The sequence below is a fragment of the Shinella pollutisoli genome, assembly GCF_024609765.1.
Taxonomy (GTDB): domain Bacteria; phylum Pseudomonadota; class Alphaproteobacteria; order Rhizobiales; family Rhizobiaceae; genus Shinella; species Shinella pollutisoli.
The window spans coordinates 165987-191097 of the sequence record NZ_JANFDG010000003.1 but is presented as its reverse complement, the minus strand read 5'-3'; the positions used below and the strand labels follow the sequence as shown (position 1 = coordinate 191097).

Here is a 25111-nt window from a genome sequence, read left to right as displayed (position 1 = left end):
ATCAGAGTGCAAGACCCTCCGGCGGCAAGGGCGTACCGTCGACGGTGACGGAAAGGCCGTCGTCCCTGCGCGCGACCGCGATGTCGATCGTCCGTCCGTCGAGTTTCAGCGTCGCCGCATAGCCGGTCCAGTGCGGCGGCAGCACCGGTTCGACGAACAGGCGGCCCGCCTCCTTGCGGATGCCCAGGATGCCTTCCACGGCGGCGCGGTAGAGCCAGCCGGCCGAGCCCGTGTACCAGGTCCAGCCGCCCTGACCGGTCCGCTCGCCCACGCCGTAGACGTCGGCGGCGACGACATAGGGCTCCACCCGGTAGCGCTCCGCCGCGTCCCGGTCGAGCGCATGGTTGACCGGGTTCAGGAGACCGAAGCAGTCCCAGGCCTCCTGCGCGCGGCCCTGCCGGGCGAGCGCCAGCACGAACCAGGCGGCCGCATGCGTGTACTGGCCGCCGTTCTCGCGCACGCCGGGCGGATAGGCCTTGATGTAGCCCGGATCCTGCGGCGTCTCGGCAAAGGGCGGCGTGAACAGGCGGACGATCCCCGCCTCGCGGTCGACCAGCCGGTCGAGCACCGCGTCCAGCGCCTGGCGCGAACGGTCCGCGTCGCCCCGGCCGGAAAGCACGCTCCAGCTCTGCGCGATGGAATCGATCCGGCATTCGGCGCTTTCCGCCGCGCCGAGCGGCGTGCCGTCGTCGAAATATCCGCGGCGATACCAGCCGCCGTCCCAGCCGGCCGTCTCCAGCGCCTGCTTCAGCCGCGCCGCATGCTCCTCCCACAGCACGGCACGGGCGTGGTCGCCGCGCGCGCGGGCGATCGGCGCGAAGTCTTCGAGCGTGCCGAGCAGGAACCAGCCGAGCCAGACGCTGGTGCCGCGTCCCGCCTCGCCGACGCGGTTCATGCCGTCGTTCCAGTCGCCGCCGAGGATCAGCGGCAGGCCGTTCTCGCCGGTGCGGCGCAGAGCGAGGTCGAGCGCGCGGGCGCAATGCTCGTAGAGCGGTGCTTCCTCCGGCGAGCGGGCCGGACGGAAGAACGAATCGTGCTGGCCTTCGGCGAGCGGCTGTCCCTCGAGGAAGGGCAGCACCTCGTCCAGCACGGCACGATCGCCGGTCACGCGGCAATAGCGCTCCACCGCATGCGCGAGCCAGACGACGTCGTCGGCGATGATGGTGCGCACGCCGGCGCCGCTGTCGGGCAGCCACCAGTGCTGCACGTCGCCCTCGGCGAACTGCCGCCCGGCGGCGTTGAGGATCTGCTTGCGCGCGAGCTCCGGCCGATGGATCAGGAAGGCGAGCGTGTCCTGCAGCTGGTCGCGGAAGCCGTAGGCGCCGCTCGCCTGGTAGAAGGCGGAGCGGGCGGTGATGCGGCAGGCGAGCGCCTGATAGGGCAGCCAGTCGTTGACCATGCGGTCGAAGGCGGCGTCCGGCGTCCTGACCTGGAACGTGTCGGCGAACCCCTGCCAGCGGGCCTTGGCCGCGGTCATGACCGCGTCGAAATCGACCGCCCGGCTCCTGGCAGCGAGGGCGGAAGCGGCCTCGGCGTCCGGCGCGTCGCCGAGCGCGAACAGGATCTCCTGCCGCTCGCCCGGCTTCAGGACGATCTCGACGGCGAGCGCCGCGCACGGGTCGCCCATGCCGTCGGCGGCACCGGAGAGCCGGTGGCCGTTGGCGACCGCCGAGGGCATGACGATATCCCCGTCCGCGCCGATGAACTCCCGCCGGCGCGCGGTGAAGCCCGCAAGCGGGAGGCTTGCCGCAAAGAAGCTCGTGCGGCCGGAATAGTCGATGCTGTAGCGGTTCTCGGCGAAGAGCGCCCCGCTTGCCGCATCCTGGCGCGTCAGCACGAAGGGTGCCGTCCGCGCCGGATTGTTGCCGAGCACCCATTCGACGTAGCCGTAGACGCAGAGCCTGCGCTCCGTCCGCCCCGTATTCGTCAGCGCCAGGCGCGAATATTTCACCGGCTCTTGCGGATCGACCGTCTGGACGAGGTCGAGCTCGATCCCGTCCTCCCAGCTTCGGAAGGCCGAATAGCCGAGGCCGTGCCAGGCATCGAAGCGCACCGACGGCTTGCGCGACAGCGCGGCGAAGGGCGTGGCGACGAGGCCGCCGTCGAGGTCCTTGACGTAGAAGGCCTCGCCCGGCCGGTCGATCACCGGGTCGTTGCTCCAGGGGGTGAGCTGGAAGTCGCGCGAGTTGCGGCTCCAGGTGAAGCCGCCGCCCTCGGCCGGGACGTGGAAGCCGAAATGCGGGTTGGCGACGACGTTGATCCAGGGATGCGGCGTCGCCTCGCCGCCGCGCAGCCGCACGGCATATTCGCGGCCGACCTCGTTGAAGCCGCCGAAGCCGTTCCAGAAGGAAAGGCCCTCGCCGTCGATCTCCGCCGGGGCCGCGGCGGCGGGCTTCGGCAGGGGAACGACGCGCCGCATGTCCTCCTCTGCGCTGCCGCGCGGCGTGGCGTGGAGCGCGACGGCGCGGGCGATCTGGTCGGTGAGCGAGCCGTTCCTGGCATGGAAGACCGCACGGGCGGTGGACAGCAGCGCCTGCCAGGTCGCCACCTCCATCAAGTCGCGGCGCACGGCGAAGATGTGCTGGCGCAGTCCGTCCGATTGCCCGCGCATGCGCAGGTTCTCGCAGAGCTGGTCGAGCGTGTGCTGCATGTCCTGCGCATAGGAGGAGGCGCGCTCGTTGACGATGACGAGGTCGGCGGCGACGCCGCGGTGGCGCAGGTATTCCTGCGCGCGCAGCGCCTCGCGGGCGACGTCGAGGTCGATCTCCTCGTTGATGCGCAGCACGAAGATCGGGAAATCGCCGGAGATCGCCAGCGGCCAGAGCGCGGCCTGCGAGGCGAGCCCCGTCTGGATCGTGCCGGCGTCGGCGCGCAGATGCGTGTCCGGATAGACGAGGTAGCGGCCGAGCGCCTGGAAGCTCGCGGCCTCCCGCGAGGTGACGCCGATATGGCGCAGGTGCACCTGCGAGCGCGTCCAGGCGTGGATCGTCTCGTGGTTGAAGCTGTCGGGATGGCGGTAGCGGTCGATCGCCGCGTCCACCTCGGCCCGGCTCGGTGCGGCAATGGTCCAGAAGATCACCTTCACCTTCTTGCCGGCCGGCACGCGCACGACGCGGCGCAGCGCCATCACCGGATCGAGCGTGAAGCCGTCGGTGCCGGAAAGATGCGCGCCGGCGTCGAAGGCGGCCGCGGTCGAAAGCGTGCGGCCGCGGCCGATGAAGCGGCGGCGGTCGGTCTCGACCTCGGTGCGCCGCGAAGGGCCGGCGTTGTCGACGATCAGATGGGCGACCACCATGTCCGGCTCGTTCGGATGGCGCTTGTTGCGCCAGGCGCGGACGACGTCGCCCTTCCTGCCGATCTCGGTGCGGACGAACATCTTCGAGAACAGCGGATGGGCGCTGTCGGCCTCGTCGGTCGAGATCACCGGCTCCAGGTAGGAGGTCACCTCGATGAAGCGGTCCTCGGGCCCGGTATTGAGCAGCGTCAGGCGGCGGCCCTCGGCGTCGTGCTCGGTCGCGACGATGCATTCGACCTCGCTCGTCAGCGTGCCGACCGTCTTGATGAACTCGGCCTTGTCGTCGCCGAACTGCGCCTTGACCTCCTCGCCCTCGGCGCGCTTCGGCTCGGCGGTCGCCGACCACCAGTCGCCGCTCGCCGTGTCGCGCAGGAACAGGAAGGTGCCCCAGCGGTCCTCGGTCGGATCGGGCTTCCAGCGGGTGACGGACTGGCCGTTCCAGCGCGAATAGCCGGAGCCGTTCGCCGTCAGCATCACGGCATAATGGCCGTTCGACAGGAAGACGGTCTCGCGGTCCTTCGAGAACGGGTCCTTGATGACGCGGACTTCCGGACGCAGCAGGTCGGCCTGGGTGGAGCCCACCGTCTCCGGCTCGCGCTTGGCGTTGATGACCGGGATGTCGCGCGGGGCCTTCTCCTGCAGGAGCAACTCGGCCGCCTCGATCACCGGGTCGGCATGGAAGCGCTCGCGCAGCGCGCCGTTGAAGACGACGTTGGCGACGGCGGCGATCGACATGCCGTGGTGGTGGGCCATGTAGTTCCTGACGACCGCGCAGATCTTGCCCTCCGGCACGCGCGTCGGCGTGAAATCGACGGCGTCGTGAAAGCCGTAGACGCCGAGCGCGCCGAGCTTGCGCAGCCGCTTTAGGTTTTCGAGCGCCGCCTTCGGCGCGTATTGCGTGGCGAGCAGCGAGGCGTAGGGCGCGATCACCGCGTTCTGGCCGAGGCCGCGCTTGAGGCCGAGCGTCGGCACGCCGAAATTGGTGTACTGGTAGGTGAGCTCGTGGTCGCGCGCGTTGAAGGCGGCCTCCGAGATGCCCCAGGGCGTGCCGAGCCGGCGGCCGTGGTTCATCTGCTCCCTGACGATCAGGTTGTTCGTCTGGTTGAGGATGCCGCCCTGGCGCTCCTGCATGACGAGCGGCGGCATCAGGTATTCGAACATCGAGCCCGACCAGGAGACGAGCGCGCCGCGCGAGCCGACCGGCACGACCGGGCGGCCGAGCTTGTACCAGTGCTCGGTCGGCAGGTCGCCCTTGGCGATGGCGAAGAGGCTGGTGAGCCGCGCCTCGGAGGCGAGCAGGTCGTAGCAGGCCTCGTCGAGCTCGTTGGTCTCGACGCGGTAGCCGATGGAGAGGAGGCGCCGCTCCGGGCGGAACAGGAAGCCGAAATCCATCGAGAAGGCGATGTCGCGCGCCCGGTCGCGCAGCACGATCAGGCGGTCGCGCAGCGCCTCGATGCTGCCGAGGTCGAAGACGCTGTCGGCGATGTGCGCCTCGCAGGCGGCGACCAGCGCGCCCGCCCAGTGCACGACCTCGCTGCTCTGCGGCGACTTGATCTCGTGGTCGAGGTTGACGATCAGCTTGTTGACGTCGCGCGCCAGCACCGAGAGGTTGATGACGCGGATCGAGGCGAACTCGTGCTCGCGCTTGACGGCGGCGAGCGCGTTGCGGAAGCCGGTGATGCGCTCCTCGATGAGGCGGCGCAGCGGCCGTACCGTCTTGCGGTCGTCCGGCAGGTCCTCGAGCGCCTCCGACAGGATCGCGGCGACGTCGCCGATGCCGTCGAGGCTGCCCTGGAGGTAGGCCGAGGGGGCCTCCGCCCATTCGCGGCAGAGCGAGGAGACGGCGATGAGGTGGCCGGCGAGGTTGCCGCTGTCGACCGCCGAGACGTAGCGGGGGCCGAGCGTCTCCAGCGTGTTGGTGCGGTACCAGTTGTAGAGGTGGCCGCGGTATTTCGGCATGCGGTCGATCGTGCCGATCGTCTGCTCCAGCCGGCGCACGGTCTCCTCGAAGGAGATCCAGCCGAAATCGCGCGCCGAGATCACCGAGAGCAGGTAGACGCCGATATTGGTGGGCGAGGTGCGCTCGGCCAGAACGGGGTGGGGCGTCTCCTGGAAATTGTCCGGCGGCAGGAAATGCTGCTCGGCGGTGACGAAGGTCTCGAAATAGCGCCAGGTGCGCCGGGCGATCTTGCGCAGCTCCGTCACCACCTCGTCGGGCACGACGAGCTGGTCTTCGGTCTCCGCCGTCTGGCTCACGTACCAGGCGATGGCGGGCGAGAGCGCCCAGACGATCGCGAAGGGGATTCCGATGAAGGGAAGGCCCGTGTCGGAGACGGCGGCGAGCGCCACGGAGAGCGCGGCGAGCGCCGGCGCCTGCCACATCGACTTGTAATGGGCGAGGATGTCGCCGCGCGCGGCGCTGTCGGCCTGCGCGGCGGTGCGCCATTCCAGCATCAGCCGGCGGCTGATCATGGTGCGGTAGAGCGAGCGGACGATCGCGTCAGCCATCAGCGCCGCCGAATGGGCGATGAAGACGATGCGCAGCGCGACCTGCGCATTGGCCGCGCGGATGTCGGACAGCACGCGATGGACATGGGCGCGCGCGACGATGTCGTTGCGGCGCGGCATCAGGCCGGAGATCAGCGACAGGGTGGGTGCGACGAAGAGCAGGAAGATGAGCACCACCTGCCAGACCAGCGCCTGGCGCGGCTCCATGTAGTACCAGCCCATCACCGAGGCGACGAGCCAGCCGATGGGGATGAGGCTGCGGCGCAGGTTGTCGTACATCTTCCAGCGGCCGAGCATGGAGATGCCGCTCGACGGACGGAAGATATAGGGGATGAGCTGCCAGTCGCCCCGCGCCCAGCGGTGCTGGCGCGAGGTCTCGACGCCGTAGCGCGTCGGGAAGTCCTCGACGAGCTCCACGTCCGTCACCAGCGCGCAGCGGGCGAAGGAGCCTTCGAGCAGGTCGTGCGACAGGATGGAGTTCTCGTCGATGCGACCCTTCAGCGCCGCCTCGAAGGCGTCGACGTGGTAGAGGCCCTTGCCGGTGAAGGTGCCCTCGCCGGCGAGGTCCTGGTAGACGTCGGAAACGGTGAAGACATAGGGGTCGATGCCGCGGTCGGCGGAGAAGATGCGCTGGAAGGTGGAGGCTTCCTTGCCGGTGGTGAGCGACGGCGTCACGCGCGGCTGCAGGATGCCGTAGCCGGCCGTCACCTCGCCCGTCTCGGCATCCACGACCGGACGGTTGATCGGGTGGTGCAGCTTGCCGACGAGCTTCGTCACCGCATCGCGCATCAGCCGCGTGTCGGCGTCGAGCGTCATGACGTATTTCACGCCCTCCGGCACCGTGTTTGCACCGGGCAGGAAGCTGGTGTCGCCGTCGCCGCGCAGGAGCAGGTTCAGCTCGTGCAGCTTGCCGCGCTTGCGCTCCCAGCCCATCCACACGCCTTCCGACGGATTGTAGAGGCGGCGGCGATGCAGGAGGTAGAAGCGGGTGCGCCCGTCATAGGCATAGCGCGCCGAGAGCGCCGCGATCTCGCGCTTGGCATATTCCAGCACCTCCAGATCGGCGGGCGTCTCCTCCACCTTGCTGTCGGTCCAGTCGCTGAGCAGCGAGAAATAGATCTCCCCGCGCGGATTGGCGAGATAGTGCACCTCCAGGTTGCGGATCAGCTCGTCGACATGGTCGCGCTTGGCGATGAGACAGGGCACGACGACGAGCGTGCGCGCATCCTCGGGAATGCCGTCCTTGAACTCGTAGCCGACCAGCCGCGACGGCGTGACGAAGAAGGTGACGAGCGTGTTGAAGAGACCGGTCGCGCCCTCCGAGGCCGGCAGCGCGAAGAGGACGAGCATGATCAGCCAGGCGCCGTCGGGGATGTCGAGCTGGTCGAGGAAATAGTAGACGGCGATCATCGCCAGCAGCGTCAGGATGATGTTCGGCCCGGCGATCGACACCCAGTCGAGCTTGCGGCCGAAGCGGACGATGCGCTGGACGAGCGGCGGGCGGTAGCCGATGCGCTTCTCGAGCAGCTTGCGTTTCTTGCCGACGAGGAAGGCGCCGACATTGGCCTCGTAGCCGGGATCGTCCGCATGCGCCGCCGCGTCCTCCGCGGTCATGGCGAGCGCGGTCTCCGTCACCTCGATTTCCGTCTTGCCGGAGCGGCGCGCCAGCCGCTCGATCGTGCTGCGGTACTTGTTGCGCGAGCCGAAATCGAGATCGCTGTAGTCCGATCCCTGCCGCAGCGCCTCGTCGAGGCGGCTGACGCTCTCGAACCAGACCGGCCATTCCGTGTCGTCCACGGCGCGCAGGCTCTTGATCAGGTTGCTCATCGTCGCGTTGCCGGACGACAGGCGGTTGTTCTCCGAGACGATCAGCTCTTCGAGGTCGCTGCCGCGGCTCTCGATGCGCCGCTCCAGCCACTGGATAACGCTGCCGGAGGTCTGGAGACCGTCGCGCAGCCGGTGCAGCAACTGGGCTACGAAGGTGTTGTCGTCGACGAGATCGCCGAGGTCGCGCAGATAGGCCACGCACTTGTCCGGGTCCTCCAGCCGGATGAGCTCGTCGGCCACGTCGTTGGCCTTGAAGCGCATCTTGCGCGACCGCTCGACCCGGCTCGAGATGCGGCGCAGGTTCTCGAGCAGCACGAAGCGGATGAAGGAGGGCAGCGCCCAGAGCTCGCCGATCTTCAGCGCGTCGACCCGCTGGAAGCCCTGGACCATCGCCGTCAGGCTCTCGTGCGAGACGCTGCTGTGGGTATGGGCGACGTAGAGCCAGGCGAGCGCCAGCACGCGCGGCAGCTGCTGCCCCTCGATCTCGATCACCGGAAGCTGGCGGAAGAAACGCCGCGGGAAGTCGCGCCGGACCTCCTGGATCGCCTCCTCGACGACATAGTAGTTGTCGAGCAGCCACTCGGCGGCCGGGGTGATCTGGGCGCCGGCCTCCACGTCGCGCGCGGTCGCCTGGTAGACGCGGAAGATCTCCTTCTCGTTCTCCTTGTGGCGGGCGCGGAATTCGAAGGGCTGGAAGCCCGGCAGCGGCGCGCCCTGCTCGCGCGCCAGCATTTCCCCGCAATCGGCCAGGTCCTCCAGGGTGAGATAGGTGGCACGGATCGAATCGTTGTAGTCGATCTGCCGGGTCTCGGCGTCGCGCTTGAGGGCTGGCGGCGTATTGTGAAGGGGCATCTTCTCGTTTCTGGCTGCGGCAGGGTTGAGACGTCCGGCGACGGCCTTGACGCCGGACGGTTGTTCGCGAGCAGGCTTCGTGCGCGTGTCGCGCCTGACCGGTCCGTCGGAGAGAAAGGCCGGCTCAGGCGGCACGCGTATCGGCATCATGGCCGCGTGGTGCATGAAAACGGCATTTTTTAGCCGCTGGGACAAAGACTTGCAACATGGCGGCACGCGCCCTCCGTGCGGTTTGGTAAATCGCGGCAGGCGCCGGCATCGTGCGGACCGAATGCCGCCGGCAGGGGAAAGTTCCCGCCGGCGGAAAGAGCCTGTGCGCGACCGATCGCCGCCATTGACAAGGCCGGCGCGGCGGGCCAGTCTGCCGCCGTCAGGGTCTTCCGGGTCGCGTGCGGTCCGGAGGCTAAGAGGGAAGCCGGTGCGATTGTTCCTTGCCAGGGAACGCAAGGCCGGCGCTGCCCCCGCAACTGTGAACGGCGAGCTGCTGTCGCTCGATGCCACTGGCGCGAAAGCACCGGGAAGGCGAGACAGAAGCGAAGACCCGCAAGCCAGGAGACCTGCCCTGACGCCTGTTACGTCCATGGGCGGGGTGTCCCAATGGTGCGCTTGCTTCTCGCCTTTCGGGCGACAACCCAGCATGCGTGCGTCCGGTTCATCCCCCAATTCGCAAATTGGGGATCCACATGTTTGCATTTGCCGACCAGCTCTCCTCCGGCGACGGAAAGGCGGAATCCGTCTTCATCTCCTGGCTGCTCTGGCAGCCGCGCGGGGCCGACCTTGCGTCGGAAGCGCTGAAGGAGGTGCAGAAGCTCGCCCGCTACGGCGCGGCCGACCCCGACATCAGCCGGCTGCGCGCCCTCTTCGCCTCGCTCGCGGGACTGGACGGCACGGCGCACTAGGCAGGCCAGATATAAAGGCATGTTGACATAAAGATGTCTTTATGTGATTTCCGGGTATGCATCCATACCCGGAGGGTTCCGCCATGGCCGGTTCCGATCTCGACAGCCTGTTCGGCCCCGAACTTCCGCCCCGCGACGGGGGCGGGATCCTTGCAGCGCTCCAGGCCGCCGCGCGGGAAAGGATTCTCGTGCTCGACGGGGCGATGGGCACGGAGATCCAGACGCTCGGCCTCGTCGAGGCGGATTTCCGCGGCAGCCGCTTCGGCGATTGCGCCTGCCACCAGCAGGGCAACAACGACCTCCTGACGCTCTCCCAGCCCGGCGCGATCGAGGACATCCACTACCGCTATGCGCTCGCGGGCGCGGACATCCTCGAGACCAACACCTTCTCCTCCACCGTGATCGCCCAGGCCGACTACGGCATGGAGGCGATGGTCTACGAACTCAACCGCGACGGCGCGCGGCTCGCGCGGCGTGCCGGTCTCAGGGCACAGGAGAAGGACGGCCGCCGCCGCTTCGTCGCGGGCGCGCTCGGGCCGACCAACCGCACCGCCTCGATCTCGCCGGACGTCAACAATCCCGGCTACCGCGCCGTCACCTTCGACGACCTGCGCACCGCCTATGCCGAGCAGCTGCGCGGGCTGATCGACGGCGGCGCCGACATCGTCCTGATCGAGACGATCTTCGACACGCTGAACGCCAAAGCGGCGATCTTCGCGGCGCGCGAGGTGTTCGAGGAGAAGGGCATCTTCCTGCCCGTCATGATCTCCGGCACGATCACCGACCTTTCCGGCCGCACGCTCTCCGGCCAGACGCCGGAGGCCTTCTGGAACTCGGTGCGCCATGCCGAGCCCTTCTCCATCGGCCTCAACTGCGCGCTCGGCGCGAACGCCATGCGCGCGCATCTGGCGGAAATCGCGTCCGTCGCCGGGACCTTCGTCTGCGCCTATCCGAACGCCGGCCTGCCGAACGCCTTCGGCAAGTACGACGAGAGCCCCGACGAGATGGCCGCGCAGATCGAGGGCTTTATGCGCGACGGCCTCGTCAACATCGTCGGCGGCTGCTGCGGCTCGACGCCGGACCATATCCGCGCCATCGCCGAGGCCGCCCGCCGTCACAGGCCGCGCGACGTCCCGGACATCCCGCGCCGGATGCGCCTCTCCGGCCTCGAACCCTTCACCCTGACGGACGACATCCCCTTCGTGAACGTCGGCGAGCGCACCAACGTCACCGGCTCGGCGAAATTCCGCAAGCTGATCACCGCCGGCGACTATGCGGCAGCGCTCGACGTCGCCCGCGACCAGGTGGCGAACGGCGCCCAGGTCATCGACATCAACATGGACGAGGGCCTGATCGATTCGGCGAAGGCCATGACGGAATACCTCAACCTGATCGCCGCCGAGCCGGACATCGCCCGCGTGCCGGTGATGATCGACAGCTCCAAGTGGGAGGTGATCGAGGCGGGCCTCAAATGCGTGCAGGGCAAGCCGCTGGTCAACTCGATCTCGCTCAAGGAGGGCGAGGAGGCCTTCCTGCACCATGCGAAGCTGGTGCGCGCCTATGGCGCCGCCGTCGTCGTCATGGCCTTCGACGAGCAGGGCCAGGCCGACACGAAGGCGCGCAAGGTGGAGATCTGCGCCCGCGCCTACAGGCTGCTCACCGAGGTCGCCGGCCTGCCGCCGGAGGACATCGTCTTCGACCCGAACATCTTCGCGGTCGCCACCGGCATCGAGGAGCACGACAATTACGGCGTCGACTTCATCGAGGCGACGGCCGAGATCACCGCGAGCCTGCCGCACGTGCACGTCTCGGGCGGCGTCTCCAACCTCTCCTTCTCCTTCCGCGGCAACGAGCCGGTGCGCGAGGCCATGCACGCCGTCTTCCTCTACCACGCCATCCAGGCGGGCATGGACATGGGCATCGTCAATGCCGGCCAGCTCGCCGTCTACGACACGATCGAGCCGGAGCTGCGCGAGGCCTGCGAGGACGTGGTGCTCAACCGCGTGCCGAAAGCCGGCGGCACCGCGACCGAGCGCATGCTGGAGATCGCCGAGCGCTTCAAGGGCGCCGGCGGCAAGGAAGCCAAGGAACGCGACCTCGCCTGGCGCGACTGGCCGGTCGAGAAGCGGCTGGAGCATGCGCTCGTCAACGGCATCACCGAATTCGTCGAGGCCGATACGGAGGAGGCCCGGCAAAACGCCGAGCGCCCGCTGCACGTCATCGAAGGCCCGCTGATGGCCGGCATGAACGTCGTCGGCGACCTCTTCGGCGCGGGCAAGATGTTCCTGCCGCAGGTGGTGAAATCCGCCCGCGTGATGAAGCAGGCCGTCGCCGTGCTGCTTCCCTATATGGAAGCGGAGAAGCTGGCGAACGGCGGCAGCGGCAGGCGCGAGAGCGCGGGAAAAATCCTGATGGCGACCGTCAAGGGCGACGTGCACGACATCGGCAAGAACATCGTCGGCGTCGTGCTCGCCTGCAACAATTACGAGATCGTCGACCTCGGCGTCATGGTGCCGGCGGCGAAGATCCTCGAAACGGCGAAAGCCGAGAAGGTCGACATCATCGGGCTCTCGGGCCTCATCACCCCCTCGCTCGACGAGATGGCGCATGTCGCCGCCGAGATGGAGCGCGAGGGCTTCGACATTCCCCTCCTGATCGGCGGGGCGACGACGAGCCGCGTGCATACGGCCGTGAAGATCCATCCGCGCTACAGCCTCGGCCAGGCCGTCCACGTCAACGACGCGAGCCGCGCGGTCGGCGTCGTCGGCGCCCTGCTCTCGCCCGAGGCGAAGCCCGCCTACATCGAGCGGCTGCGCGCCGAATACCGCAAGGTCGCGGACACCCACGCCCGCAGCGAAGCGGAGAAGCAGCGCCTGCCGCTCGCCCGGGCGCGCGAAAACGCCTTCCGCGCGGACTGGGCCGCCTACCAGCCGAAGACGCCCTCCTTCCTCGGCACGCGGGTGTTCCAGGACTGGGACCTCGCCGATCTCGCCCGCTACATCGACTGGACGCCCTTCTTCCAGTCCTGGGAGCTGCGCGGCGTCTATCCGAAGATCCTTGCAGACGAGAAGCAGGGCGAGGCCGCCCGCCAGCTCTTCGCCGACGCCCAGGCGATGCTGGAGAAGATCATCGCCGAAAAGTGGTTCACGCCGAAAGCCGTCGTCGGCTTCTGGCCGGCAGCAAGCGTCGGCGACGACATCCGCCTCTTCACCGACGAGACGCGCGAAAACGGGCTCGCCACCTTCTTCACGCTGCGCCAGCAGCTCTCCAAGCGCGACGGAAGGCCGAATCTGGCACTCTCCGACTTCGTCGCCCCGGCGGATAGCGGCAAGCACGACTATCTCGGTGGCTTCGTCGTCACCGCCGGCATCGGCGAGATCGCCATCGCCGAGCGTTTCGAGCGGGCGAACGACGACTATTCCTCGATCCTCGTCAAGGCGCTCGCCGACCGCTACGCCGAGGCATTTGCCGAACGGATGCACGAATATGTGCGCAAGGAGCTCTGGGGCTACGCGCCGGACGAGACCTTCTCGCCCACCGAGCTGATCGGCGAGCCCTATGCCGGCATCCGCCCGGCGCCCGGCTATCCCGCCCAGCCGGACCATACGGAGAAGACGACGCTCTTCCGCCTGCTCGACGCGGAGCGCGAGATCGGCGTGCGGCTGACGGAAGGTTTCGCCATGTGGCCGGGCTCCTCCGTCTCCGGCCTCTACATCGCCTCGCCGGAAAGCTACTATTTCGGCGTCGCCAAGGTCGAGCGCGACCAGGTGGAGGACTATGCCCGGCGCAAGGGCATGGAGGTGCAGGACGTCGAGCGCTGGCTCGGCCCGGTGCTCAACTACGTGCCGGTCGCCGAAGCGGCGGAGTGATCGGGTTCATTCACCGCGCAGTTCCGGACGCAAAACCGCGTTCGGCGCTTTCGCTGGAATTGCTCAATCGCCCCGACCGCGGAACCGCCGCTGGTAGGCCGGGTTGTAGAGCGAGCTCTCGCGGAAATCCTCGGCCGCAAGCGTGCGGCCGACGAAGATCAGCGCCGTGCGCTCGATGGGCGCCTCCGCCACCTTCGCCGCGATGTCGCCGAGCGTGCCGCGGACGATGCGCTCGTCCGGCCAGGAGGCCTTGACGACGATGGCGACCGGGCAATCGGCGCCGTAGAGCGGCGTCAGCTCCGCGACCACCTGATCCAGCGCATGGATGGCGAGATGGATGGCGAGCGTCGCCCCCGTCTTGCCGAAATTTTCGAGCGTCTCGCGGTTCGGCATCGGCGAGGCGCGGCCGGAGACGCGGGTGAGCACGAGGCTCTGGGCGACAGCCGGGATCGTCAGTTCCCGCCCCAGCGCCGCCGCCGCCGCCGCGAAGGAGGGCACGCCGGGCGTCAGCGTATAGGCGAGCCCGTGCCGCTCCAGCCGGCGGATCTGCTCGGCGACGGCGCTCCAGACGGAGAGGTCGCCGGAATGGAGCCGCGCCACCTCCTCCCCCGCCTCCGCCGCTCGCAGGAATTCGGCCTCGATCTCGTCGAGCGACATCGGCGCGGTGTCGACGATGCGCGCGCCCGGCGGGCAGTATTGCAGCAGTTCCGGCGAGACGATGGAGCCGGCATAGAGGCAGACGGGGCATCTTTCGATGAGGTCGCGCCCGCGCACGGTGATGAGATCGGCCGCCCCCGGCCCGGCACCGATGAAATGAACGGTCATCTGCTTCCCCCGATTTCCTTAGCCGGCTTAGTCCAGCTCCATTGCGTCACCGGCATGGCCGGCCGCCAGCCCGTCATGGTGCCGACGGGGGCCGCGCGGGCGAGATCGATGCGGATCAGCGAACCGCCCAGGCCCGCATGCCGCGAAAGCAGCACCGCCTCCATCTCCGTCGTCACCGCGTTGGCGACGAGCCGACCGCCGGGCTTGAGACCGGCGATCGCCGCTTCCATCACGCCGTCCTCGCTGCCGCCGCCGCCGATGAAGACGGCATCCGGCGCGGCGAGCCCGGCAAGCGCCTGCGGCGCCGCGCCTTCCACGACGGCAAGACCCGGCACGCCGAAGCGGGCCGCGTTGCGGCGGATGCGGGCGGCGCGCTCGGCATGCGCCTCGACGGCGATGGCGCGCAGCGACGGATCGGCGAGCATCCATTCGATGCCGACGGAGCCGGAGCCCGCACCGATATCCCACAAAAGCTCCCCCCGCCGCGGCGAAAGCGCCGACAGCGTGAGCGCGCGCACCTCGCGCTTGGTGATCTGGCCGTCGTGCTCGTAGAGCCCGTCGTCGCGGCCCGGCGCAAGCGCCAGCACGCGCGCGCCCTCCCCCGCCGCGACCTCAACGGCGCAGACGTTGAGCATGTCGGCGTCGGCGAGCGCGAAGGCATCGGCGCGGTGGTGGCTCACCCGCTCGCGCGGGCCCCCCAGCGCCTCCAGCACGGTGAGCCGCGAGCCGCCGAAGCCGCTTTCCGTCAGCAGTGCGGCAAGTGCCGCGGGTCCGTCGCCGTCGGAGGTGAGCGCGAGGATGCGGGCGTCCGGATGGAGATGCGGGCGGATGAGATCGAGCGGCCGCCCGTGCAGCGAGACGCAGGCGGTCTCCTGCAGCGCCCAGCCCATGCGCGAGGCGGCGAGGCTGAAGGAAGACGGCGCCGGGAAGACGCGCATTTCTTCGCGCGCGATGCGCCGCGACAGCGTGACGCCGACGCCGTAGAAGAAGGGATCGCCCGAGGCGAGCACGGCGACCGGCCGCCCCCGCGCCGCCAGCACCGCCTCGACCGAGCGTTCGAACGGGCTGAGCCAGGCATGGCGTTCGCCGCGGATCGCCGCATCGGCCAGCGCCAGATGCCGCTCGCCGCCGAAGACGACCTCGGCCTCCGCGATTGCGGCCTTGGCCGCGTCGCCGAGACCGGCTAGACCGTCCTCACCGAGACCGACGACGGAAAGCCAGGGCGGAAGGGACGGATCAGGCGTGGACAAGAGACGCATCCTCATTCTGGGCGGCACGACGGAGGCGCGCGAACTCGCCGCGCGCCTTGCCGGCCGCACCGATCTCGCCGTGACGCTGTCGCTCGCCGGCCGCACGCTCGATCCGGCGCCGCAGCCCGTTCCCGTCCGCAGCGGCGGCTTCGGCGGCGTGGCGGGACTCAAAGCGTATCTCCGCCGCGAGGCCGTCGACCTGCTGATCGACGCGACGCATCCCTTCGCGCAGCGGATCTCCGCCAATGCCGAGGCCGCGGCGGAAGGCGCGCACGTCCCCCTCGTCCGCCTCGAACGCTCCGGCTGGAGCGAGACGCCGGCCGACCGCTGGACGCGCGTCGGTTCGATGGCCGGGGCCGTCACGGCGCTCGGCGCGGCGCCGCGCCGCGTCTTCCTCACCATCGGCCGGCAGGAGACGAAGGCCTTCGACGCCGCGCCGCAGCACCACTATCTCGTGCGCAGCGTCGACCCCGTCGATCCGCCGCTCGAGGCGCCCGACGTCGAATACCTCCTGTCGCGCGGCCCCTTCGCGGTCGAGGCGGAGGTGGAACTCCTGCGACGGCATCGCATCGACGTCGTCGTCAGCAAGAACTCCGGCGGCGAGGCGAGCTTCGGCAAGATCGTCGCCGCGCGCATCCTCGGCCTTCCCGTCGTGCTGGTCGACCGCGCGCCGGCGGCCGATGGCAACCGGGCGGAGACGGTCGAGGAGGCGGAACGGCTCGCCGATCATCTGCTCGGCTCCCGGTAGAAGCGCGGCGTGTAGACGAGGTCGGGGAGGCCCGGCCGGGCGATCGTCCGCGTCTCCGGCGAGCCGATGACGACGCAGGTCGCCATGTCCGCCCGCTCCGCCTCGGCCTCTCCGAGCGGCATGACCAGCATGCGCTCGTCCGGCCGGCCGGCGGCGCGGCCGAAGACGACCGGCGTGGCCGCCGGCAATATCTCGCGCAGAAGCGCGAAGGCGCGGCCGAGCTGCCAGGGGCGCGCCTTGCTGATCGGATTGTAGAGCGCGATCACCAGGCCGGCTTCCGCGACGAGCCGCAGCCGCTTCTCGATCACGTCCCAGGGCTTCAGGTTGTCGGAGAGCGAGATGGCGCAGAAATCGTGGCCGAGCGGCGCGCCGATGCGGGCGGCGACGGCGAGCATGGCGGTGACGCCCGGCACGACGGTGAGATCGACGGTCTTCCATTCCGCCGGCCCGGCATCGATCGCCTCGCAGACGGCGGCCGCCATGGCGAAGACGCCCGGATCGCCGCCCGAGACGACGCATACCGCCTCGCCCGCCGCCGCGCGGGCAAGCGCGGCCTCTGCGCGGGAGAGCTCCTCGCGGTTGTCGGAGGCGACCTTGACCTGGTCGGGGCGCAGGTCCAGCCGGTCGAGATAGGGGAAATAGCCGAAGAAGGCGGTCGAGGCCTCGACCGCGCGCCGCGCCTCCGGCGTCATCTGGTCGGGATTGCCCGGTCCCGTGCCGATCACGAAGAGTCTGCCCGTCATGGCCGGCCGCTCCAGCCCGGCACGAGCACGAGCGAGAAATAGGGCGCGGCATCGTCCGGCTTCTCCGCAAGCCGCACGGAACGGCCGGCGGGCGTGGTGCCGCGCTCGACATAGATCGCCTCACCGAGCCGGCCGGCGGCGGCGAGCGCCCGGCGGATCTTCGGCAGGTTGCGGCCGACCTTCATGATGACGGCGGCCTGCGTGTCGCCGAGCCGGCGCGAGAGCTCCGCCTCGGCCATCGTGCCGGGCAGCACCGAGAGCACGTCGTCGCCCTGGACGATGGGCAGGCCCGACAGCGACCAGCAGCCGGACATGGCGGTAATGCCGGGGACGACCTCCGTCGGGAAGCGATGGGCAAGCCGCACGTGCAGGTGCATGTAGGAACCGTAGAACAGCGGGTCGCCCTCCGACAGGATCGCGACCGTGCGGCCGGCGGCAAGGTGCTCCGCGACGGCTTCGGCCGAGGCGTCGTAGAAGGCGGTGATGCGGCTCTTGTAGTCGTCGTGTTCCTTGTCGATCTCGACGGTCACCGGATAGTGGAGCGGCAGCTCGGCCATGCCGGGCCGCAGCAGGCCCTCGACGATGGCGCGGCCGTTGCCGGTGCCGCCCGCCTTGGCGAACCAGGCGAGCACGTCCGCCTCACCGAGCGCGCGCACGGCCTTCAGCGTCAGCAGCTCCGGGTCGCCGGGGCCGGTGCCGACGCCGTAGAGTTTGCCCGCGCCGCTCACAGGCCGGACCTCGCGAGCGCGTTCAGCGCCGCCGCCGTCATGGCGCTGCCGCCGAGCCGGCCGCGGACGATGGCGCATGGCACGCCGTAGGAGTTCTCCATGAGCGCCTCCTTCGATTCGGCGGCGCCGACGAAGCCGACCGGCATGCCGAGGATCGCCGCCGGCTTCGGCGCACCGTCGCGCAGCAGTTCGAGCAGGTAGAAGAGCGCCGTCGGCGCGTTGCCGATCGCGACGACCGAGCCCGCCAGCCGGTCGAGCCAGAGGCGGATGGCGGCGGCGGAGCGGGTATTGCCGATCTCGGATGCGAGTTCCGGCGTGCGCGGGTCGCGCAGCGTGCAGATGACGTCGTTCTCCGCCGGCAGCCGGGCCGCCGTGACGCCGCGCGCCACCATTTCCGCATCGCAGAAGATCGGCGCGCCGGCGACGAGTGCCGCCCGGGCGGACGCGACGAAGCCGGGCGAGAAGGCGAAATGCTCCGCCGCCTCCACCAGCCCCGCCGCATGGATCATCCGCACGGCGACGTCGGCCTCGGCCTCGGAGAAGCGCGAGAGATCGGCCTCGGCGCGGATGATGGCGAAGGAGCGCTCGTAGATGGCGGTGCCGTCCTTGATATAGTCGTAGTCTGTCATGTCCTGCCCTGGAATGCGGCCTTCAACCGGCTTCTGCCGAGCCGGTCGAGAAGGGAGTCGAGAGGTTCGCCGGGTGCCCGTTCGCGCGAGAGAAGCGCCTCGAGACGGGCGAAGGCGGCAGCGGCATCGTCCGTCACGGCGAGCGGCTCGTCGCCGGCCCGGCCGCCGGGCACGAGGCCGAGGCCGCCCGCGCTGCCGGCAAGCGTGACGGCGGCGGCGGCCGGATGGGCGCAGCCCTTGGCGCAGCCGGAAATGTGGATGCCGGGCGCCCCGCCGAAGAGCGAGGGCGCCTCCGCGACCAGCAAGTCGGCGACGGCATGGGTGTCGATAAGGCCGGAGGCGCAGCCGGCGCTGCCCGCGCAGACGGAAATCGCATTGCCGGGCGCGTCCGGATCGGTCCGGAAGCCGTGCGCCGCGGCCGCGCGGATCGTCGCCGCGAGGGCTTCTCCGGCAAGACCCGGCACCAGCAGCGCGCGATGCGGCGCAAGCCGTATTTCCGTCGCGCCGAGCCGTTCCAGGTCGTTCGCGAGCCCTTCCAGCCTGTCGGCATGGATCCGCCCGTAGGGTAGCCGCAGGCCGAGCACCTGCCCCGCGCCGACGGCGATCGGCCCGACCGGCACCGGCGGCAGCGATGGACGAACCGTCGGCCCCGCCAGCGCGGGAACGAGCGCCTCGCCGAGATCGCGCCCGCGCGCGGCCGGGCCGAGCGCGGCGAGAAGGCCGAGCAGCCCGACGACCGTTTCCACCGCGTCCGCCGCATCCGCGCGGGCGACGGGGCGGGCGGAAAATGCATCGCCTGCGGTGGAGATTCGCCACATCACCCCTTCGGCCGTCCGCTCGGCATCGAGCCGCAGGTCGGCGACCATGTCGGCGAGCGAGAGCACGCCGCCGCCGTCGACGACGACGGCGAGCTTCGGCGCCAGCGCGAAACCACGGGCGGCGATGGCCGCCTCGATGGCCGCGGCCACCGGCGTCGCATCGGCCGCCTCGGAGGGGTCGAGCCCGGAAAGCGGCGGCACCTCGATGGCGGTGCCGGAGCGCAAGGCGATGTCGGCGGCGTCGAGCCCGGACGCCAGCATCCGCGCGCTGTCGGCGGTCAATCCGCGGATCTGCAGATTGCCGCGCGCCGTCACCTCGACGAGGCCGTTGCCGTGGCGGCGGGCGAGCGCCGCGATGGCGCGCCACTTTTCCGGCGAAAGCCCGGCCGCGCGCGGGCGCAGGCGCACGAGCAGGCCGTCGCCGGTCGGCATCGGCGCGGCGACGGACGGGCAGGCGCCGCGGCGCACGGGCGGCGGCGGCAGGCGAAGAGCAGCGCTCATGCCGGCCCCTCCTTCCCATCCGCTTCATCAGGCGGCAAGGAGGCCGTCCCCTTCTCGCCGCCGGGGAAAAGGTGGCCCGAAGGGCCGGATGAGGGGACCTCCTGCTTCGATTGCCCTCTCATCCGCCTGCCGGCACCTTCTCCCCGATCGGGAGAAGGGAGATGCCGGACCGTATCCCCGTTCCCCTCACCGTCGGGAACCGGGCGGCGGATGAGATAGGTATCCATGATCCAGCCGTGTCTTTCCCGCGCGGCCCTGCGGGTCTCGGCGATGGTCTGCGCCATTTCGGAAAGATTGCCGAAAACGAGGATCTCCATCGGCGTGCCGAGATAGGCGCCCCAGTGGATCTCCGCCCCGGGGTCGTCGACCGTCGCGAAGGCCTGGACACCGTCGAGCATCACCGCCACGTCGCGCGCGCCCTCCGGCCAGCCCTCGGCCAGCCTGCGGCCGGTGGTGATCTCGACCGGCAGGCCGATGCGGTTCAGCGGAATGCGGTGGCCGGCGCAGAGCGCCTGCAGGCTGGTGATGCCGGGAATGACGTCGTAGTCGACGGCGACGCGTCCGCCGGCACGCACGTGCTCGACGATGCGGATCGTGCTGTCGTAGAGCATCGGATCGCCCCAGACGAGCAAGCCGACCGTCTCCGCCTCGCCGACCGAATCGAGGAGCATCCTCTCGTAGATCGCCGCGATCGCCGCGTGCCAGTCGGTGACGCCCGCGCCGTAGTCGCCGTCGGCGCGCCGCTTCGGCACGGAGAATTCGAGGACGCGCGGTTCGGCGCCCCTGATGAAGCGCCGGCAGATCTCGCGGCGCATGTCGGCGAGGAAGGCCTTCTCCTCGCCCTTCACGGGAAGGAAGAGCACGTCGCAGCTGTTCAGCGCATCGATGGCCTGAACGGTCATGTGGTCGGGATTGCCCGCGCCGATGCCGATGATGCGAATGCGTCGTGCCACTGTCGTCTCCGTGCGCCCTGTGCGCTGCCGGCTGTCCCGCGGCCCGGTTTGGGTCCCGCTTCGTCCTTCCTACTCGCAAACCCTACCAGAAAACAGTGCCCCGATCGCGTCCTCGGCCGGTCTTTTTGAGACTCACGCTGCCTCGCGGCTGCGCAAGTACAATTTCGGCGAGCTGCCGAGCATGCGGCGGAACATGGTGGTGAAGGCCGGCACGCTGTCGTAACCCGCCTCCAGCGCCACCTGCGTCACCGGCAGTCCGGCGGCGAGCTTCGGCAGGCAGGCGAAGATCGCCGCCTGCTGGCGCCAGGTGGAGAAGGAAACGCCCGTCTCCTCGCGGAAGAGCCGCGTGAAGCTGCGCCGGCTCATGGCGAGCCGCGCCGCCCAGTCGTCGATCTTCGCATCCGCCGACGGCCCGTCGACGAAGCGGCGGCAGAGGGCGGCGAGCCGCGGATGGGCGGGGAAGGGCAGGCCGAGCGGCCGCGCCCGCAGCCGCCCGATCTCGTCCATCAGCAGCGCCGTGACGAGTTCGGCCCGGTGCGCGTCGTCGCTCACCCGCCGGTGGCGCACCGCCTCGTCGAGGAGGTGATGGGCGAGCGCCGTCACCTCCAGCACCGCCGGTTCCGGCGAGCCCGCGAGCCCCTCGTCGGAGAAGACGTAGACCGAACGCATCGTCACGTCGCTGTACATCTCCACCGAATGTTGGAGCCCGCGCGGGATGAGCAGCGCGTGGCCGGGCGGGATCATCCAGCGCCCGCGCACCGTCGCGACGAGGACGACGCCGGCGACGACGCAGAGGAACTGCGCGCGGCGGTGGCTGTGCGCCGGCACGACATAGCCGCCGGGGATCTCGGCGCTGTGCACCAGCACGTCGGCGTTCGACTGCTCCATCCACGCCAGGTTGCGCAGGTGGTCGTCGTCGAGGGAGGCGGTGAGATCGTGCGACAGTTTGTCCATTTTTGGCCCGAACGCGTAAGAAATGGACCAGAGCACGAAAGCAGGCCGCGGGCAATCCCTGTATGGAGGGGCTTTGAATCCTTCTCGAAACGATCGAGGTCCAGATGTCGGCGGTCACGCCTGCCGCGCCTTCCCCTGCGCGCACCACCTTCTCCATCATTCTCGCCGTCAGCCTGTGCCACATGCTGAACGACATCATGCAGTCGCTGCTCGCCTCGATCTATCCGCTGCTGAAGGAGAACTATGCGCTCGACTTCGTGCAGATCGGCCTCCTGACGCTCGCCTTCCAGGTCACCGCCTCGCTGCTGCAGCCGGCCGTCGGCATGGTGACGGACCGCTGGCCGATGCCCTTCTCGCTGCCGGTCGGCATGGGCAGCACGTTCTGCGGGCTGATCCTGCTCGCCTATGCGCACAGCTTCCCGGTGCTGGTGGCCGGCGCCTGCCTGATCGGCCTCGGCTCGTCGGTCTTCCATCCGGAATCCTCGCGCGTGGCGCGGCTCGCCTCGGGCGGCCGGCACGGCTTCGCGCAGTCGATGTTCCAGGTCGGCGGCAATGCCGGCACCGCCATCGGGCCGCTGCTCGCCGCCTTCATCGTGATGCCCTTCGGCCAGACGAGCCTCGCCTGGTTCTCGGCGATCGCCCTCGTCGGCATGGGCATCCTCACCTGGGTCGGCAACTGGTATGCCGGCGAGCGGAGGCTCGCCGCCGGCCGGCCGCAGGCGAGCCGCGCGCTGCCGCTACCGAAGAACCGGGTGGTCTGGGCGCTCCTCGTCCTCGTCCTCCTGACGACGACGAAGAACGTCTACATCTCCAGCATCTCCAGCTATTTCACCTTCTACACGATCGAGCGCTTCGGGCTCGGCGTGCGCGAGGCGCAGCTGATGCTGTTCCTCTTCCTCGGCGCATCGGCGGCCGGCGTCTTCCTCGGCGGGCCGATCGGCGACCGCTACGGCGCGCGCTTCGTCATCTGGCTGTCGATCCTCGGCGTCATCCCCTTCGCGCTGATGCTGCCCTATGCCGACCTGTTCTGGACGGGCGTGCTGACCGTCGTGATCGGCCTCGTCTTCTCCTCGGCCTTCTCGGCGATCGTCGTCTTCGCGCAGGAGCTGGTGCCGGGCCGCGTCGGCCTGATCGCCGGCATCTTCTTCGGCTTCGCCTTCGGTGCGGGCGGGCTGGGGGCGGCGATCCTCGGCGTCTATGCCGACAGCCACGGCATCGACTTCGTCTACCGCGTCTGCTCCTACCTGCCGCTTCTCGGCATCCTGACGGTGCTCTTGCCGCGCCTGCCCGGAAGCCGGCACTAGAAACCTAGAACCGCGCGCCCGAGAAATGGGCGATCTGCGCGCCCAGTTCGTAATAGCCCTCGCGCAGCGAACGGAAGGACCGGGCGGCGGGATCGGTGACGGGCAGCGGCAGGTCCGTCTCGGCGATCTCGCCGGCGATCAGCCGCGCGAGCGTGCGGCCGAAGACGGTGCCGGGGGCGATCCCCCGGCCGTTGTAGCCGCTGAAGCCGACGACATTCTCCGCAAGCCTGTGGAAGCGCGGCAGCGCGTCCGTCGTCATGCCGATCTTGCCGTACCATTCCGCCTCGAAGGCGACGTCGCCGATCTCGGGGAAGAGCTTCTTCAGCGCGCGCCGCGCCCAGGCCCTGTGGATCGCGGTGCCGGTGCCGCGGAGCGCCCCGACGCTGCCGAACACCAGCCGGCCGCGCCTGTCGAAGCGGAAGGAGGAGAGCACTTCGCGCGTATCCCACGCGCCCTGCCGCTCCGGCAGGATCTTCGCCTGCATCTCGGGCGAAAGCGGCACGGTGGCGAAGTTGAAATAGGGCAGGTGGACGAGCTCCGCCCGGACCTCGGCCCAGGGCGCGACGGTATAGGCGTTGGTGGCGACGACGACCCAGCCGGCCGTGACGCTGCCGCGCGCCGTCTTCACCGTCCAGCGCCCGCCGCTCCGCTCCGCGTCCGTGACCGGGCTGCCCGTGAAGACATCGGCGCCGGCGGCGATCGCCGCGCGGGCAAGGCCGCGCACATAGGCGAGCGGCTGGATCGTGCCGGCGCGCAGGTCGAGGAGCGATCCGGCATAGGCCGTCGTGCCGACCTTCGCCGCCGTCTCGGCCGCGTCGAGCAGGCGCACCGGCGCGCCGTGACGGGCCCACTGTTCGGCGCGTGCCGCAAGCTCGTCGAGCCCGGAACGGCCGACCGCGCAGTGCAGCGTGCCGACCGGCATCGCCTCGCAGTCGATCCCGTGCTTTGCGACGAGGTCGAAGACGGCGCGCGGCGCATTGCCGAGCAGGTCGAGCAGCCGCCCGCCGTAATCCTTGCCGAGCACGCCCGGCAGCTCGTCGGGCATCACCCACATGCCGGCATTGACGAGGCCGACATTGCGCCCCGAGCCGCCGAAGCCGATCTCCGCCCCCTCCAGAAGCACGACGCGCACGCCGCGCTCGGCGAGATGGAGCGCGGCGGAGAAGCCCGTATAGCCGCCCCCGACCACCACCACGTCCGTCTCCAGCCGGCCGGAGAAGGCGACGGTTTCGGGCGCGGGCGGGGCGGTCATCTCCCAAAGGCCATGGGAGCGCGGATCGTTGAGCATGGGCGTCTGTCTTTTCGGCGAGGGAGGAATGCGACGGGGCCACAATCGGCGATCGCGCGCGGGTAAGGAAGCGAAAAATCGGAACGGGATCATGCCTGTCCGGCATGAGGCCCCTCGTTTTCATGCGATTCCGGACGCGAGACCGCTGTACACTTTTGCCGGAATTGCCTTTACCGGACCTGCCCGACGATCCAGGCGCGAAAAGCCTGGCTCAGCGGGTTTTCGAGCTTTCCCTCCGGCACGACGAGATAGTAGCTGTTCTCCGTCTGCATCGGCCGGTCGAAGACGACGGCGAGACGGCCGCCGGCGATCTCCTGCTCGATCAGGTAGAGCGGCACCAGAGCGAAGCCGAGCCCGGCGAGCGCGGCCTCGATGACCATCGAGAACTGGTCGAAGCGGTTGCCGCGATAGGCGGTCTCCGCCGACGCCCCCGTGAGCTCGAACCATTGCGCCCAGAGCTTCGGCCGGGTGGCGAGATGGAGGAGCGGCGCCCGCTCCAGATCCTTCGGATCGGCAAGCCGCCAGCTTTCCAGAAGCGCGGGGCTCGCCACCGGCAGGATCACCTCGCCGCAGAGATAGGAGCAGGCCGCCCGCGCCCAGACCGGCTGGCCGTAATGGATGGCGAGGTCGAAATTCTCCTCGTCGAAATCGAAGGGTTCCGAGCGCGAGGCGATGTTGAGCACGGTGCCCGGATATTGCGCGAGGAAGCCCGGCAGGCGCGGCGTCAGCCAGCGGCTGCCGAAGGTCGGCAGCGTCGCGAGGCTGAGGCTGTGCTCGGACGAGGCCGTCGCCATGGCGCGCAGCATCGTCTCCTCGGTCTGGTGCAGGAGCTTGCGCACCTCCGGCAGGAAGCGCCGGCCGTCCTCCGACAGCACGACGCGCTGGCGCACGCGCTCGAACAAGAGCACGCCGATCTGCTCCTCCAGGTCCTTGATCTGCCGGCTGACGGCGCTCTGCGTCAGGTTCAGCTCATGGGCGGCCTGCGTGAAGCTGCCGTGGCGGGCCGCGCACTCGAAAGCCTGCAGCGTGGTGACGTCCGGGATCAGCCGGCGGCTCAGCTTCATTCGTTCCTCGCATCAACATAGTCAAAACGGTCGCAATCGCCGGTCGCGGCGATCCG

The 25111-nt window shown here is 69.8% G+C and carries 14 protein-coding genes, 1 pseudogene and 1 riboswitch; of the genes and pseudogenes, 4 read left to right on the top strand and 11 right to left on the bottom strand.

Annotation, left to right across the window (positions count from 1 at the left end; all coding sequences use genetic code 11):
* Window position 1 precedes the first annotated feature (1 nt).
* Window positions 2-8482 (bottom strand): glycoside hydrolase family 94 protein, encoded by an 8481-nt coding sequence (locus NNZ72_RS03685; protein WP_257312884.1) that lies wholly within the window; start codon window positions 8480-8482, stop codon window positions 2-4.
* A 356-nt stretch (window positions 8483-8838) separates the two neighbouring features.
* Window positions 8839-9061: riboswitch (cobalamin riboswitch) on the top strand.
* Window positions 9062-9165: 104 nt separating this feature from the next.
* On the opposite strand from NNZ72_RS03685, the gene NNZ72_RS03680 reads away from it, so the two are divergent.
* Both NNZ72_RS03680 and metH read left to right on the top strand, forming a co-directional pair.
* Window positions 9166-9381: a hypothetical protein gene (locus NNZ72_RS03680; protein WP_257312883.1), complete on the top strand. Its 216-nt coding sequence runs from the start codon at window positions 9166-9168 to the stop codon at window positions 9379-9381.
* Between the two features lie 83 nt (window positions 9382-9464).
* Window positions 9465-13250, top strand: coding sequence for a methionine synthase (gene metH, locus NNZ72_RS03675; protein ID WP_257312879.1), 3786 nt, complete (start codon window positions 9465-9467; stop codon window positions 13248-13250).
* A gap of 63 nt (window positions 13251-13313) precedes the next feature.
* Here metH and cobM read toward each other — a convergent pair whose 3' ends face one another.
* Entirely contained in the window at window positions 13314-14075 is a 762-nt protein-coding gene (gene cobM / locus NNZ72_RS03670) for a precorrin-4 C(11)-methyltransferase (protein WP_257312877.1), read from the bottom strand.
* A complete protein-coding gene (gene cbiE / locus NNZ72_RS03665; RefSeq protein ID WP_257312875.1) occupies window positions 14072-15325 on the bottom strand; it encodes a precorrin-6y C5,15-methyltransferase (decarboxylating) subunit CbiE in 1254 nt (417 codons plus the stop codon). The genes cobM and cbiE overlap by 4 nt, the downstream gene beginning before the upstream one ends.
* Between cbiE and NNZ72_RS03660 the strand changes: the two genes are divergently transcribed.
* Window positions 15318-16073 (top strand): cobalt-precorrin-6A reductase, encoded by a 756-nt coding sequence (locus NNZ72_RS03660; protein ID WP_257312872.1) that lies wholly within the window; start codon window positions 15318-15320, stop codon window positions 16071-16073. The genes cbiE and NNZ72_RS03660 overlap by 8 nt on opposite strands.
* Here NNZ72_RS03660 and NNZ72_RS03655 read toward each other — a convergent pair.
* The 6 genes and pseudogenes from NNZ72_RS03655 to NNZ72_RS03630 form a co-directional block, all read right to left on the bottom strand.
* Window positions 16052-16816 carry a precorrin-3B C(17)-methyltransferase gene (locus NNZ72_RS03655; RefSeq protein WP_257312871.1) on the bottom strand — a complete coding sequence of 255 codons (765 nt, stop codon included), beginning with the start codon at window positions 16814-16816 and terminating at the stop codon, window positions 16052-16054. The two genes, NNZ72_RS03660 and NNZ72_RS03655, sit on opposite strands and share 22 nt — an antisense overlap.
* A complete protein-coding gene (locus NNZ72_RS03650; protein WP_257312869.1) occupies window positions 16813-17544 on the bottom strand; it encodes a precorrin-2 C(20)-methyltransferase in 732 nt (243 codons plus the stop codon). The genes NNZ72_RS03655 and NNZ72_RS03650 overlap by 4 nt, the downstream gene beginning before the upstream one ends.
* Window positions 17541-18173 (bottom strand): precorrin-8X methylmutase, encoded by a 633-nt coding sequence (locus NNZ72_RS03645; protein ID WP_257312866.1) that lies wholly within the window; start codon window positions 18171-18173, stop codon window positions 17541-17543. The genes NNZ72_RS03650 and NNZ72_RS03645 overlap by 4 nt, the downstream gene beginning before the upstream one ends.
* Entirely contained in the window at window positions 18170-19492 is a 1323-nt protein-coding gene (cobG, locus tag NNZ72_RS03640; protein WP_257312863.1) for a precorrin-3B synthase, read from the bottom strand. Before cobG ends, NNZ72_RS03645 begins: the two co-directional genes overlap by 4 nt.
* A 203-nt stretch (window positions 19493-19695) precedes the next feature.
* A pseudogene (gene cobF, locus NNZ72_RS03635) lies at window positions 19696-20445 on the bottom strand (precorrin-6A synthase (deacetylating)); the annotation flags it as partial.
* 132 nt (window positions 20446-20577) lie between these two features.
* The gene (locus NNZ72_RS03630) at window positions 20578-21399 is read right to left on the bottom strand and encodes an AraC family transcriptional regulator (protein ID WP_257312860.1); all 822 of its coding nucleotides are present in this window, start codon (window positions 21397-21399) and stop codon (window positions 20578-20580) included.
* 104 nt (window positions 21400-21503) lie between these two features.
* On the opposite strand from NNZ72_RS03630, the gene NNZ72_RS03625 reads away from it, so the two are divergent.
* Entirely contained in the window at window positions 21504-22703 is a 1200-nt protein-coding gene (locus NNZ72_RS03625) for an MFS transporter (protein WP_257312857.1), read from the top strand.
* A 4-nt stretch (window positions 22704-22707) separates the two neighbouring features.
* On the opposite strand, the gene NNZ72_RS03620 is transcribed toward NNZ72_RS03625, so the two are convergent.
* Both NNZ72_RS03620 and NNZ72_RS03615 read right to left on the bottom strand, forming a co-directional pair.
* Complete coding sequence (locus NNZ72_RS03620) at window positions 22708-23991, bottom strand: NAD(P)/FAD-dependent oxidoreductase (RefSeq protein ID WP_257312855.1); 1284 nt, start codon at window positions 23989-23991, stop codon at window positions 22708-22710.
* 170 nt (window positions 23992-24161) lie between these two features.
* The gene (locus NNZ72_RS03615) at window positions 24162-25055 is read right to left on the bottom strand and encodes a LysR family transcriptional regulator (protein ID WP_257312852.1); all 894 of its coding nucleotides are present in this window, start codon (window positions 25053-25055) and stop codon (window positions 24162-24164) included.
* Between the last annotated feature and the right edge of the window lie 56 nt (window positions 25056-25111).